The organism is Pseudonocardia sp. NPDC049154 (genome assembly GCF_040648315.1).
Taxonomy (GTDB): Bacteria; Actinomycetota; Actinomycetes; order Mycobacteriales; family Pseudonocardiaceae; genus Pseudonocardia.
The window spans coordinates 59,741-72,824 of sequence record NZ_JBEZDN010000025.1 but is presented as its reverse complement, the minus strand read 5'-3'; the positions used below and the strand labels follow the sequence as shown (position 1 = coordinate 72,824).

Genomic DNA, 13,084 nt, shown 5'->3' with positions numbered 1-13,084 from the left:
CAGGCCACCGCCCGGTGCAGGAACCCAGCGCAGGTGGCGTCGCGTTCGTCGGGGTGGGCTTCGACGTAGGCCAGCCGGGAGTGGTCATCCACGGCGACGTGCAGGTAGTCGTAGCCGAGCCCGCGGCCATGGACCGTGCGGCCGCGGACGGCTTCGCGGCGCCCGTGCAGCCGCCAGCCGCCGCCGTCGGGCACCCGACCGAGCTTTTTGACATCGACGTGCAGCAGATCGCCGGGGGCGCGGCGTTCGTAGCGAACCCCGGAGTGCCGGCGCCGGATCGGCTCACCGGTGATCGGGTCGGTGGCGGCTAACGGGGCGACGCCGTGGCGGCGCAACACCCGGCCGACGGTGGAGGCGACCAGCCCGAGCTGGCCGGCCAGGTACACCGGCCCGCGGCGGGCACTGGCGCGTAGCTGGAGGATCCGCTGTTCGGTCTCGGGCGGGGTGCGGGTGGGGCTGGTGTGCGGGCGCGAGGGGCGGTCTTCTAGCCCGGCCCAGCCCTCGGCGCGGAAGCGGCGGATCCACTTGTGCACGGTGGCCCGGGAGATCCCGAGCTGTTCGGCGATCCGCGCGGCCGGCCAGCCGCCCTGCCAGCGTTCGATGATGAGCCTGCGGCCGTGCACGGTGGTGCGCGCGTTACGGTGCCCCACGGAGGGCCTCCTCGGTGGTGAGTCGGTGCGTCAGACACACCCACTCCTCCCGGAGGCCCTCCCCTCGATCAAGCCGCCACGCCGGACGACCTGTCAACAACGTGATGGGTCGCTACACCTAGGCCGCGAGCTCCGGCGGGACCTCCTTGGAGCATAGAACAGGCTCCGGCTGCCGAGCCGGGTGGTGAGGTACCCCGGGGTCGACGACGCCGGGTCGCGGCTCGAGCGCGGCTGGGACCAGGGCGCGCCCCCAGCCCGGCGAGACCGGTGGGCTCGGGTTGTGCGAGACGCCAGTGAGGGGCACGGCGTCCACGTCCTGGTAGACGGCGCTCTCAGTGATCACCTTGGCAGTCCCCTGGTCGACGCGACCTGGCCATCATCGTCCTCCGACGCTACGAGCGCGCTGGATGCACACGTCGAGACCGCCTAAGCCCGTCGATCTTCGTCAAGCAGCTCTTCGTAGGCCAGCAAGGCACACGACCACCTACGGTCCGGTCACTATCGACTCACCTGCTGACTCCGACATCGACAAGGCGGCCGGACGTCGTGAACGCGCGACGTTGATCGCCCACGGGGTGGGTGACTGTGACACCGCCGCTTTCGGCGACCGCCGCGGCGTCGCTGGACGCAGCCGCGTCGACTCCTCGGGTCCAGGTCTAGCGTGTAGTTCGGGCTGACTGACACGCCCGTGGTCGAGCGGAGAGGACAGGGCTGCGGTGGCAGGGACCGGCTCGCGACGTCGCCTGATGGAGAACGAGCTGCTGGACAGGGCGGCCGGCCTGTTCGCCGAGCGCGGTTACGAGGGCACGACGCTGCAGGACATCGCCGAGGCCATCGGCATCACCCGCCCGTCGCTCTACAACTACATCAAGAGCAAGGACGAGCTGCTGGGCATGCTCGTCTCCGGGCTCACCGAGACCGCGGCCGTCGAGCTCGCGGAACTGGAGGCGGACGAGGGCAGCGCCGCGGACCGGCTGACCCGCTCGGTGCGCTCGGTCGCGCTGCGCGTGTGCGAGCACCCCGCCCGATTCCGGCTCCTCGACCGCTCGGAGCACCTGCTGCCGGCGACCTTCCGGGACCGGCACGAGTCCGCGAAGCGCGCGATCCTCGCCCATATGCGGGGGATCATCGCGGACGGAGTGGCTCGCGGCGAGTTCTGGCCGCTCGACGAGCGCACTGCGGCGCTGTCCATCGTGGGCTCCTGCAACTGGGTCGCCTGGTGGTACCGGCCCGACGCGCCGGACGCCGACCCACAGGCCCTTGCCGACCAGCTCGCCGAGATGGCCGTCCGGTCGGTCGCGCGGCCGGAGGCCCGGTCCAGCCCCGAGGCGGCGCTCGCGACCATCCGCGCGGACCTCACCTACCTGGAGAAACACCTCCGCTAGCCTTACGCGCCCCGACACGGCCGTCACCCCAGGAGGTGGCGGCCGTTCTTCGTGTCTTGACAGGTGTGACCGCGGCCTCTACGTTTCCGACTCGTCAGTTGTTTTTGCAACTCCAGAGTCGGAGGTGCGATGAAGAAGGTCTCCTCGCTCGACGAGATGGTCGCCGCGGTTCCGCCGCACGCGCTGGTCTCCTTCGGGGGCGGCGGGATGGTCCGCAAGCCGATGGCCGCTGCGGCGGCGCTCGCCGCGCGCGAGACGCCCGTCCGGCTGTCGGTCTTCCTCGCCGGCCCGGAGGTCGACCTGCTGCTCGGGGCCGGACGCGTCGAGCAGCTCGACTACGCCTACGTGGGGCTCGACGCGCTCGGTCTGTCCCCCAACTTCCGGTACGCCCGGGAGAAGGCCGGCCTCCCCGCCGTCGAGTGGACCGAGGCGATGTACATCGCGGGGGTCGAGGCCGCGACGCGCCGGGTGCCGTTCGCCCCGACCCTCAGCGGGCTGGGCGTGGACCTGATGGAGCTGCCCGGGATCCCGTTCCGCCGCTTCCCCTGCCCGCTCACCGGCGAGGAGCTGACGGCGGTGCCCGCGATCCACCCGGACGTGCTGTTCCTGCACGCCAACGAGGTGGACACGCTCGGCAACGTGCGGATCACCGGCGACGGCTTCCTCGACGCCCAGCTCGCCCGCGCGGCCCGGACGGTGTACGTCACGGCGGAGCGGGTGGTCGACCGGCTCGAAGGCATGTCCGAGCGCGAGACCACGATCTCCCGCCTCTGGGTGTCCGCGGTCGCCGAGGTGCCCGGCGGGGCCGGGTTCACGGCGCTCTACCCCGACCACCCGCTGGACTACGCGCAGGCCGGGGACTACGTGGCGCACTGCGCCGACCGGGAGTGGGTCCGCGCCTACGCCGCGAAGGGAGTCCCCGCATGAGCAGTGCGGTCGACCCGGAGTTCACCGTCGAGGAGCAGGTGATCACCGTCCTCGGCGACATCTACCGCGGCGAGGTGATCGCCGTGAGCGCCACCGTCTGCGGGGACATCGCCGCCCGCCTGGCGAAGGCCCTCTACGCCCCCGAGATCGTTCTCATGGCCGGCGGGAGCATGGCGGGCTTCGACTGCGTCCCCACCCCGAAGGTGCTCAACGACGAGTGGATCACCTCGCCGACAGCGGCCCGCGGCTCGGACTGGACCGAGGCGTTCGACTTCATCTCCGCGGGCAAGTACGCGATCACCATGGGCCCGGTCCAGGTGGATCGCACCGGCTCCTGCAACATCTCGGTGCTCGGCGACTGGCGCAAGCCCAAGGTCGCCATGATCGGCTCGCGCGGCATCCCCGACGACATGGTCCGGCTCGCCGGGATGACCTTCCACGTGCGCAAGCACACCCCCCGCGCGCTCGTCGAGAAGGTGGACTTCCGGTGCGGGCTGGGGTTCGGGCCCGACCGCGACCGGCTTGGGCTCACCCTCGGAATCCCGCGGATGCTGGTCACGAACCTGGGGGTCTTCGACTTCGACCGGACGGGGGCCGGCATGCGGGTGCGGTCGCTGCACCAGGGCGTGACCTTCGAGGACGTTCAGCAGGCCACCGGGTTCGAGCTGCTCCCTCCGGACGGGACGATCCCGGCCACCCGGCCGCCGTCGGAGGAGGAGCTGCACTGGATCCGCGAGCGGCTCGACCCGCTCGGGGTGCGCCGGCTCGACAGCCCGTCCCCGCCTCCCGGGCTCCTGGCGGAGCTGGCCGAGCGCGAGCGGGAGCTGCTGCCGTGAGCTGGGACTTCAGCACCGATCCGGAGACCGAGCGCGAGCTGGCGTGGATCCGGGAGTTCATCGACACCGAGGCCGTGCCGCTGGAGGCGCTCGACCTCCCGCGCGAGGAGTTCGACCGCGTCGCCGCGCCGCTGATCGCGCAGGTCAAGGAGCGCGGGCTGTGGGCGGCGCACCTCGACGAGGCACACGGCGGCACCGGCCGCGGACAGCTGCGGCTGGCGCTGATGAACGAGATCGTCGGCCGGTCGCGGGTCGGCCCGCTGCTGTTCGGGACGTCCCCGCCCGACTCCGGCAACCTGGAGCTGCTCGCCGCCCACGGGTCGCCGGAGCAGCAGGCGCGCTACTTCGAGCCGTTGTTCGCCGGCACGGTCCGCTCGGCGGTCGCGATGACCGAGCCGGGCGCCGGGGCGGACCCGACCCTGCTCACCACCCGGCTGGTCCCCGACGGGGGCAGCTGGATTCTGAACGGGCACAAGTGGTTCGCCACCAACGCCTCGCTCGCCGACTTCCTGCTGGTGATGGCGGTGTCGGATGCCGATGCGGCGCCGCGGGACCGGGCGACCGTGGTGATCGTCGACCGGGACACCCCGGGCATCGAGATCCGCCGCGACATCGCCACGATGGAGAACCCGCACCCGAGGCCCGCGCAGATCGAGAACCGCTGCGAGGTCGTCTTCACCGACGTCCGGCTCCCGGCGGGTGCGGTGCTCGGCGAGCAGGGCCGCGGGTTCGCGATCATGCAGGAGCGGCTCGGCCCGGCCCGCCTGCACCACTGCATGCGGTGGATCGGCCAGGCCCAGCGGGCGTTCGAGATGCTCTGCGAGCGCGCGACCTACCGGTTCACGCATGGGTCCGTGCTGGCGGACAAGCAGACGATCCAGAACTGGATCGCGGAGTCGGCCGCCGAGATCGCCGCGGCGCGGCTGCTCACCCTGCACGCCGCGTGGAAGATCGACACGCTCGGAGCCAAGGCGGCCCGGACCGACATCGCCCTGATCAAGTTCCACGGCGCGAAGGTGCTGCACGACGTCGTGGACCGGGCCGTGCAGGCCCACGGCTCGCTCGGGTTCTCCGCCGACCTGCCGCTGGAGTCGATGTACCGCCGGGCCCGCGCCGCCCGGATCTACGACGGGCCCGACGAGGTCCACCGGCAGAGCGCGGCCCGGCTCCTGCTGCGCGACCACAAGCCCCCCGCCGACGGCGTCCCTACCGAGCACCTGCCCACGATGCGCCGAAGTGCCCGGCGCCGGTTCGCCCTGGATACGGAAGGTATTGCATGACCCCCGAGATGGAGACCGTCCGCTACGAGATCCCCGAACCGGGAATCGCCGTGATCACCCTCGCCCGGCCGGAGAAGCGCAACGCGCAGGACGTCCGGATGACCTATGAGCTCAACACGGCCTTCGAGCAGGCCGCCCGGGACGACGCGGTGAAGGTGATCGTGCTGGCCGCCGACGGCCTGCACTTCTCCGCAGGCCACGACCTGCGCGACGTGGTGTGGCACCCGGAGTTCGACCAGGTGGGTACGTGGGGCGGCTACGGTGAGCCCGGCGCCGAGGGCTGGGTCGCTCGCGAGGAGGAGATCTACCTGGAGATGTGCGCCCGCTGGCGCAACATCCCCAAGCCCACGATCGCGGCCGTGCACGGCCGCGCCATCGGCGGCGGCCTGATGCTCGCCTGGGTCTGCGACCTCATCGTCGCCTCGGACGACGCGGTCTTCGCCGATCCCGTCGTCGCCATGGGGGTGTGCGGGGTCGAGTGGTTCGCCCACCCCTGGGAGCTCGGGCCGCGCAAGGCCAAGGAGCTGCTGTTCACCGCGGACTCGTGGGACGCGGAGGAGGCGCACCGGCTCGGCATGGTCAACCAGGTCGTCGCGCGCGCCGAGCTCGCCGAGTACACGATGGACCTCGCGCGGCGGATCGCCGCGAAGCCGATGTTCGCGCTGCGGCTCACCAAGGAGGCGGTCAACCAGGCCGTCGATCTGCAGGGCCAGCCGTCCGCGATTCGGGCGGCGTTCTCGCTGCACCAGCTCGCCCACACCCACAACCTGGAGCGGTACGGGATCTGCCTGGACCCGGCCGGCATCCCGCCCGCCCTGCAGGAGACGTTCCCCGCCGCCGAGCCCGGCGACGAGGTCCGCGAGAAGCGCCGCGCCGACCGGGGTGCGCGAGCATGATCGCTACTAGACACCCACGCACCGACGCGCGGAGAGGCCACGACATGTCCTATGTGATCGGAATCGACGTCGGGGGCACGTTCACCGACGCCGTCGCGGCCCGCGACGACGGCACCATGGTCTCGACGAAGACCCCGTCGACCCCGCCGGACTACGCCGAGGGCGTGGTCAACGTCCTGGAGGACCTGGCCGGGCGGATCGGCACGGACCTCGAGGGGCTGCTCTCGGACACGTCCTACGTGGCCCACGGCACCACCTCCACGCTGAACGCACTGGTGATCGGTGACGTCGGCCGCGTCGGCTGGCTGACGACCGTCGGACACCGCGACTCGATCTACATCATGAACGTGGTCGGCCGATACGCAGGCCAAGGCCCCGAGCAGGTGCAGGACATCCTCGCCACCCGCAAGCCCGCCCCGCTCGTCCCCAAGCGGCGGGCGAAGGAGGTGATCGAGCGGATCGACTACAAGGGCTCGGTCATCGTGCCGCTCGACGAGGACCACGCCCGCCGGGCGATCCGCGAGCTGCTGGCCGAGGACGTCGAGGCCATCGCAGTGTCCACGCTCTGGTCCTTCCGCAACCCCGCGCACGAGCGCCGGCTGCGCGACCTCGTGCACGAGCAGGCCCCGGGCATGTACGTCACGCTGTCCAGCGAGCTCTCCCCCCGCATCCGCGAGTTCTCCCGCAACGCCACCACGATCATGAGCACCCAGGTCGGGCCGACGCTCTCGCGCTACCTGGAGCCGCTCACCGACCGGCTGCGGGGTCACGGCCTGCGCGGCCCGCTCCTGGTCATGCAGGGCACCGGCGGCACCCTCGCCGCGCAGGAGGCGCCCAAGACCGCGATCACCACGGTCGGCTCGGTGCTCTCCGGCGGTGTCACCGGCGCGACCCGGCTCGCCGAGCAGCTGGGGCACCGCAACGTGATCTGCACCGACGTCGGCGGCACGACGTTCCTCGTCGGCCTCGTCGTGGACGGCGCCCCGCTGCAGACCACCACCACGGTGATCAACCAACACATCATCGACGTCCCGATGCTCAAGGTGCAGGCCATCGGCTCCGGCGGCGGCGCGATCGCCCACCTCGACGCGGGCGGCAACCTGCGGGTCGGCCCGCGCAGCGCCCAGGCCGTCCCTGGCCCCGCCTGCTACGACCAGGGCGGCACCGAGCCGACGGTCACCGACGCCGACCTCGTGCTCGGCATCCTCAACCCGGACAACTTCCTGGGCGGGCGCAAGAAGCTGTCCCTGGAACAGGCCCGGGCGGCGATCAAGGAGTACGTCGCGGACCCGCTGGGGCTCGACGTGGAGGCGGCCGCCGCCGCGATCTTCGCGGTGCAGAACGCGCAGACCTCCGATCTGGTACGCAAGGTCGTCGTCGAGTCCGGGGAGGACCCCCGCGACTTCGTGATGTACGCCTTCGGCGGCGCCGGCCCGGTGCACTGTTTCGCCTACGGCGCGGAGCTGGGCGTGCAGTCCACCGTCGTCCCGCTCGGCCCCTCGGCCGCCGCGTTCTCCGCCTACGGCCTCGCGGCCAGCAACGTCGGCGTGGTCAAGGAGGTCTCCGAGCCCGGGACGTTCCCGGTGCCCGCGCTGGCCGTGACCAAGACCTTCGAGGACCTCGAGGCCGAGGCCCGGACCGCCCTGGAACGCCAGGGCGTGGACCTGGTGGACATCGAGCTCCGCCGCGAGGTCGACGTCCGGTACACGATGCAGCTCGCCGAGCTGCCGACCCCGGTCCCCGCGGGCACCCTGACCGACGCCGACCTCGCCGACGTGATCTCGAACTTCGAGACCCGCTACGCCCGGACCTTCGGCGAGGGCACCGGCTTCTCCGCCGCCGGGTTCCAGTTCATCACCTACCGCGTCCACGCCACCGGCGTGCTGCCCTCGACGGTCACCCTGCCCGACGCCGACCCCGCCGACGGCGAGACCGTCGAGGACGCGCTCACCGGCACCCGCCGCGCCCTGCTCGATCCCCGGCGCGGCGTCGAGGACACGCCCGTCTACGACTACCGCAAGCTGCACCCGGGCCACCGGTTCACCGGGCCCGCGATCGTCGAGGTGCCCACGACCACGGTCGCCGTGTCGCACTCCGACACGGCCGAGATCGACCGCTTCGGCAACCTGGTCCTGACCCACAGCGTCCTGCCCCACGCCACCGAGGAGGCCTGATGACCCACCCGGTTCCCGGCTCCGAGATCTTCAACAGCCGCCCCGTCGATCCCGACGTCCTGCGCGCGGGCGTGCCCCCCCACCTGCGCCTGCACACCGTGGGCCAGGACGCGGTCGACAACCTGGACCCGCTGACCTACGAGGTCGTCCGGCACCGCCTCTGGTCCGTCACCGACGAGATGGGCGAGACGCTCAAGCGGATGTCGGGGTCGGTGGTCGTCACCGAGGCCAACGACTTCGACTTCGCTCTCTGCGACGAGGTGGGCCAGGAGGTGCAGATCGGTCTGTACAACACCTTCCTCTCCGCCTCGCTCGATCTCGCCGTGTACTGGACGCTGCAGAACCGCGCCGAGAACCCGGGCATCGACGAGGGCGACATGTTCCTCTGCAACGACCCGTGGGTCGGCGGGGGCCTGCACCAGAACGACGCCACCGTGTACGCACCGTTCTTCTTCGAGGGGCAGCTCTTCGGCTGGTCCTCGGCCGTGGCCCACCAGCTCGACGTCGGCGGGGTCGCGCCCGGTTCGTGGACCCCGCGTGCCCAGGACGTGTTCTGGGAGTCGCTGCCCACTCCGCCGATCAAGGTCGTGCGGAACAACGTGCTCCAGCGCGACGTCGCCGAGATGTGGACCCGGCGTTCGCGCACCCCCATGCTGCTGTCGCTGGATCTGAGGGCCAAGGTCGGCGCGAACATCACGGCCCAGACCCGGCTGCGCCGGCTGCTGGAGACCTACGGCCCGGACACCGTCAAGGCCGTGATGAAGCGGATCATGGACGACGCCGAGGAGCGGCTGCGCGCCAAGCTGCGCGAGCTGCCGGACGGCACCTGGCACGCCCAGGGCTACCAGGAGCACTCCGGGCAGGGCGACCGCGGGATCTACAAGATCGTGCTGGCCATGACGAAGTCCGGCGACACGCTCACCTTCGACTTCCGGGGCACCGCCGAGCAGACCGGCATGATCAACTGCCCGTACTCCGGGGTCCGGGCCGGGATCATGTCCGCGCTGCTCCCGGTGCTCGCCGGGGACATCCCGTGGGCGGGCGGCGGGCTGATGCGCTGCTTCGACATCATCGCGGACGAAGGGACGATGATCAACGCGTCCTTCCCGGCCGCCGTCGGCAAGGGGCCGGTCGGCCCGGCGTGGGCCGCCGGCAACCTCGTCAACGAGTGCCTGGCCAAGATGCTCGACGCGCGCCCGGCCTCCCGCAAGTCCGTGCAGTCGGTGTGCGGCGGGACCTTCGACATGGTCGCGCTCGCCGGCGTCGACCAGCGGCAGTACCCGTTCGTCTCGCTGGTGATGGACACGATGGCCGGCGGCTACGGCGCCGGCGTCGACCGGGACGGTGTGGACACCGGCGGCATGTTCGTCATCCCGATGGGGCGCGCGCCCGACGCCGAGATGACCGAGTTCACCTCCCCCGTTCTCCTGCTGTGGCGGCGCGAGGAGACGGACTCGGGCGGCCCCGGCGCGCAGCGCGGCGGCGTGTCCGGCTCGGTGTGCATCGTCCCGCACGACACGCCGGCCCCGCTCGGCGGCGTGTTCTCCGGTTCCGGCAAGGCCACCACCATGAACGCCGGCCTGGCCGGCGGCTACCCCGGCAACACGCAGCTCGACATGGTGCTGCGCGGCGCGGACGCGTGGAACCTGCTCGCCGCGGGCCGCGTCCCGCGCAGCCTCGAGGAGGTCGGCGGCACCCGCGACATCATGGGCGGCGAGGTCGAGACCGGGATCGGGCTCGGGGACGCGATCTTCGTGCACTGGCAGAGCGGCGGCGGCTACGGCGATCCGCTGCGGCGGGACCCGGCGGCCGTGGCCGAGGACGTGATCGAGGCCAAGGTGTCCGCGGAGGCGGCGGCCGACGTCTACGGGGTGGTCCTGACCGCGGACGGCGAGGTCGACGCCGCGGCGACCGAGGCCCGTCGCGAGGCGGCGCGTGCCGAGCGGCGCAGCGCGGCGGGGATCACCGGGGCCGCCGCGAGCGCGGCGTCCACCGTGGAAGGTGCGGAGCTCGACGCGAACCAGGTGCTCGACGGCGCGACCGTCCGCTGCCGGCACTGCGGCACCGGCCTGGGCACGTTCGGCGAGGCCTATCTGGCCGCACTGCCGCGCCTCGAGACGGCACCCTCGGGCGCCGGCCCGCACGTGTGGGCGGACCCGTCGACCTATGTGGACGAACCGGTGGTGTTCCGCCAGGTGCTGTGCCCGGGCTGCGCGACCGCCCTGCTCAGCCAGGTCGTGCCCGCCGACCACCCCCTGCCGGCCGACACGTTCGCGGGGCAGCACGCCCATGCCCACTGAGGTTCCCGCGGTCCCGCGGGCCGAACGACCCTTCCCGGCGTGGCCGGCCGACCGGGCGGCTCGCTACCGGTCGGCCGGTGCCTGGACGGACACCTCGATCGGTGCCGAGCTGGCCTCCACCGCGCTCCGGTTCCCGGACCGGACCGCGGTGGTGGACGCCGAGCGGCGGCTGACCTACGCCGAACTCGACCGCTCGGCCACCGCGGTGGCGCTGGGCCTGCTCGACCACGGCTTCGTCCCGGGCGACGTCGTGGTCGTGCAGTCGGCCAACGTCGTCGAGACCATCGTCGCGTTCTACGGTCTGGTGCGGGCGGGCCTGGTGCCCGTCTGCGCACTGCCCCAGCACGGGGAGCGCGACATCGCCGATCTCTGCACGATCTCCGGCGCCCGCGCCCACCTCGTGCAGGCGGACTGGGCGCGGTCCGACCTGCCCGCGGCGGCCGCCCGGCTCCGCGACACCCACGGCACCCGCGTCCTGACCGTCCGCGGGCGGGTGCCCGGGGGCCTCGCGCTGCAGGACCTGCTCGACGGACCGGTCGAGCGGGCCCTCCCCCGGCCCGATCCCGAGGGCCTCGCCGTGCTGCAGCTCTCCGGCGGCACGACGGGCACCCCGAAGCTGATCCCCCGGGTGCACTGCGACTACGTCTGCAACGCCCGGGCCTGGGTGGAGCGCTGGGGCTGGGACGAGCACGTCGTCTCGATCCACGCCCTGCCCGTCGTGCACAACGCGGGGGTCGCGCTCAGCGTGCTGCCGGCCATGCTCGCCGGCGGCACGCTCGTCCTCGCCCCGGGCGCGGACGCGGCCACGATCGCCCGCACGATCGAGCGGGAGGGCGCCACCGACATGGTGGCGAACGCGACCGTCGCCTACCGGCTGCTCGAGTCGCCGGAGGCCGACGCCGGTGCGCTGCGGACGTTGCGGCGCTTCAGTGTCGGGCCGCAGACGCCCGAGTACGCGGCGCGCCTGGAGTCGGAGCTGGGCATCCGGGCGATCGGGGTGTTCGGCATGGGCGAGGGGCTGATCATGTGCACCCCGTGGGACGCCCCGTACGAGGCCCGGCTGACCACCGTCGGCACCCCGATCCACCCGCTGGACGAGGTCCGGATCGTGGACGACGAGCTCCAGGACGTCGCCCCCGGCGAGGTCGGCGAGCTGATCTGCCGCGGCCCGTACACGATCCCCGGCTTCTACGCCGCGCCGGAGCACAACGCCCGCGCCTTCACCGAGGACGGCTACTACCGCACCGGCGACCTCGCCCGCGCCCACGACGTCGACGGCACGACGTTCTACTCGATCGAGGGGCGGATCAAGGACAACGTCAACCGCGGCGGCGAGAAGATCCACGCCGACGAGATCGAGCGGCTGCTGGTCACCCACCCCGCCGTCGCCGAGGTGGCCGTGGTCGGCATGCCGGACCCGGAGCTGGGCGAACGGCTCTGCGCCTACGTCGTGCCCCGGGCCGGGGCGGCGGCCCCGACGGTGCCCGACCTGGCGGAGTACCTGCTCGGGCTGGGGCTGGCGAAGTTCAAGCTGCCCGAGCGCGTGGAGGTCCGGGACGCGCTGCCGGTGACGAACGTCCGGAAGGTCGCCAAGAAGGCCCTGCGGGAGGACATCGCGGCGATCCTGGCGAGGGAGCGCGGATGACCACCCTGCCCGTCGGTCGGCTCGGCCCCTGGCTGCGCGGTCGCCTGGGCTTCGAGCCGCCGTTCACCGCGGAGCTGGTCGCCGGCGGCCGGTCCAACCTCACCTACCGCGTCACGGACGGCGCGGGCCGGCGCGTCGCGGTGCGCAGGCCCCCGGCGAAGGTGGAGGTCGCCGGCGCGCACGACATGGCCCGCGAGCACCGCATCCTGTCCGCGCTGCACGGCTCCGCGGTCCACGTCCCGGCCCCGCTCGCGCTGTGCGAGGACCCCGATCCGATCGGCGCCCCCTTCCTCGTCACCGAGTTCGTGGACGGCGGCGTCCTGCGGGACACCGCCGCGGCCGCGACCCTCGACCCGCGGGCCCGGCGCAGCCTCGGGTTCGCGCTGGTGGACCAGCTCGTCGCGCTGCACCGGACCGATCCCGCCGCGGTCGGGCTCGACGACCTGGGCCGGCCCGAGGGGTACCTCGCCCGGCAGCTGCGCCGCTGGTCCGGGGTGATCACCGGCGCGGAGAAGACCTCGGAGCTGTTGCGCGAGGGTCACCGGGCGCTGCGGGCCGGCCTGCCCGCGTCCTTGACGGCCCTGCTGCACGGGGACTTCCGGCTGGACAACGTGATCGTCACGGCGACCGGGGAGATCCGCGCCGTCCTGGACTGGGAGCTCTCCACCCGGGGCGACCCGCTGACCGATCTCGGCTGGCTGCTCCTGTACTGGCAGCCCGGACCCGAGCTGGGCTTCCTCCCCGGCGGCAGCGAGCTCGAAGGCTTCCCGACCGCCGCCGAGCTGGCCGAGCGCTACGCCGCCGGCACCGGCGCCGACCTCGGGAGGCTCGACTACTACCGGGGCTTCGCGGCCTGGCGGCTCGCGGCGATCACGCTGGGCGTGCGCGACCGGTACCGCAGCGGGGCCGGGGCGGGGTCCACCGTGGACGTCGACCGGCTGGACACCGAGGCCGAGCTCCTCGCTGCCGCCGCCCTGAACCATCTGTGAGC

10 protein-coding genes are annotated in these 13,084 nt (G+C 72.8%); 9 read left to right on the top strand and 1 reads right to left on the bottom strand.

Annotated elements, in window-relative coordinates:
- Positions 1-650, bottom strand: a 650-nt coding sequence (locus tag AB0B41_RS15410; RefSeq protein ID WP_358203328.1) for a leucine zipper domain-containing protein, incomplete at its 3' end; no start/stop codon positions are given.
- Between the two features lie 746 nt (positions 651-1,396).
- On the opposite strand from AB0B41_RS15410, the gene AB0B41_RS15405 reads away from it, so the two are divergent.
- From AB0B41_RS15405 to AB0B41_RS15365, 9 genes are all read left to right on the top strand, one after another.
- The gene (locus tag AB0B41_RS15405; RefSeq protein ID WP_358203326.1) at positions 1,397-2,035 is read left to right on the top strand and encodes a TetR/AcrR family transcriptional regulator; all 639 of its coding nucleotides are present in this window, start codon (positions 1,397-1,399) and stop codon (positions 2,033-2,035) included.
- A gap of 129 nt (positions 2,036-2,164) precedes the next feature.
- Positions 2,165-2,962, top strand: a complete 798-nt coding sequence (locus tag AB0B41_RS15400) for a CoA-transferase (protein ID WP_358203324.1) — start codon at positions 2,165-2,167, stop codon at positions 2,960-2,962.
- Positions 2,959-3,798, top strand: coding sequence for a CoA-transferase (locus AB0B41_RS15395; protein ID WP_358203322.1), 840 nt, complete (start codon positions 2,959-2,961; stop codon positions 3,796-3,798). The genes AB0B41_RS15400 and AB0B41_RS15395 overlap by 4 nt, the downstream gene beginning before the upstream one ends.
- Positions 3,795-5,078: an acyl-CoA dehydrogenase family protein gene (locus AB0B41_RS15390; RefSeq protein WP_358203320.1), complete on the top strand. Its 1,284-nt coding sequence runs from the start codon at positions 3,795-3,797 to the stop codon at positions 5,076-5,078. Before AB0B41_RS15395 ends, AB0B41_RS15390 begins: the two co-directional genes overlap by 4 nt.
- Positions 5,075-5,974 (top strand): enoyl-CoA hydratase, encoded by a 900-nt coding sequence (locus tag AB0B41_RS15385; protein WP_358203318.1) that lies wholly within the window; start codon positions 5,075-5,077, stop codon positions 5,972-5,974. The genes AB0B41_RS15390 and AB0B41_RS15385 overlap by 4 nt, the downstream gene beginning before the upstream one ends.
- A gap of 44 nt (positions 5,975-6,018) precedes the next feature.
- A complete protein-coding gene (locus AB0B41_RS15380; protein ID WP_358203316.1) occupies positions 6,019-8,148 on the top strand; it encodes a hydantoinase/oxoprolinase family protein in 2,130 nt (709 codons plus the stop codon).
- The gene (locus AB0B41_RS15375; protein WP_358203313.1) at positions 8,148-10,448 is read left to right on the top strand and encodes a hydantoinase B/oxoprolinase family protein; all 2,301 of its coding nucleotides are present in this window, start codon (positions 8,148-8,150) and stop codon (positions 10,446-10,448) included. The genes AB0B41_RS15380 and AB0B41_RS15375 overlap by 1 nt, the downstream gene beginning before the upstream one ends.
- On the top strand, positions 10,438-12,093 hold the full coding sequence (locus AB0B41_RS15370) for an AMP-binding protein (RefSeq protein ID WP_358203311.1): 1,656 nt from the start codon (positions 10,438-10,440) through the stop codon (positions 12,091-12,093). The genes AB0B41_RS15375 and AB0B41_RS15370 overlap by 11 nt, the downstream gene beginning before the upstream one ends.
- On the top strand, positions 12,090-13,082 hold the full coding sequence (locus tag AB0B41_RS15365; RefSeq protein ID WP_358203308.1) for a phosphotransferase family protein: 993 nt from the start codon (positions 12,090-12,092) through the stop codon (positions 13,080-13,082). The genes AB0B41_RS15370 and AB0B41_RS15365 overlap by 4 nt, the downstream gene beginning before the upstream one ends.
- Positions 13,083-13,084: the final 2 nt, after the last annotated feature.